The organism is Brevibacillus sp. NRRL NRS-603 (assembly GCF_003013445.1).
Classification (GTDB): domain Bacteria; phylum Bacillota; class Bacilli; order Brevibacillales; family Brevibacillaceae; genus Brevibacillus; species Brevibacillus formosus.
In genome coordinates, this window is record NZ_PXZN01000136.1 from 1 (window position 1) to 724 (window position 724).

Annotated in this window: 1 protein-coding gene; it reads left to right on the forward strand. The window is 50.6% G+C overall.

Annotated features, from left to right (window positions below):
- Positions 1-724 (forward strand): anthranilate synthase component I family protein (locus C7R94_RS29200; protein WP_146142856.1); only part of this gene is annotated, 724 nt, incomplete at both ends.

Consider the following 724-nt stretch of genomic DNA (forward strand, 5'->3'; position numbering starts at 1 on the left):
AAGGTTTCAGCACCACTTGAAATGGATCAACGCATTCAAGTAGCGGCTGATACACCAGCGCCATTGACCGTACAGCCAAATATGACGCGTGAGCAATACGAGCAGCTAGTCGTGCAGGCGAAAGAATACATCGCGGCCGGAGACATTTTTCAAGTCGTGTTGTCCCAACGTTTTTCTGTAAAGACTGACGTCGATCCTTTTGCGGTGTATCGATTGCTGCGTACATTGAATCCCTCCCCATACATGTACTATCTCGAATACGAGGGTGAGACAGTCGTCGGGACTTCACCAGAACTGCTCGTGCGTGTAGAAGATGAAAAAGTAGAGATGCGACCGATTGCAGGAACGCGAAAAAGAGGGGCGACTCCACAAGAAGATGCTGCATTGGCGGCTGATCTTTTGGCTGATAAAAAAGAGCGAGCCGAGCATTACATGCTGCTGGATCTGGGGCGCAACGATGTTGGAAAGGTCTCAGCTTACGGTAGCGTGAAAGTGGAGGAAGCATTGGTTATTGAAAACTACTCCCATGTGATGCATATGGTTTCGCATGTGACTGGCAAGCTCCGGGAGGGACTGCACGCTTTCGATGCATTGCTGAGTGCTTTTCCGGCAGGGACAGTATCTGGTTCTCCCAAGCTGCGGGCGATGGAAATTATTGCAGAGCTCGAGCCTGACGCACGCCATCTGTATGCGGGAGCGATCGGCTACATTTCATTTGATGGTT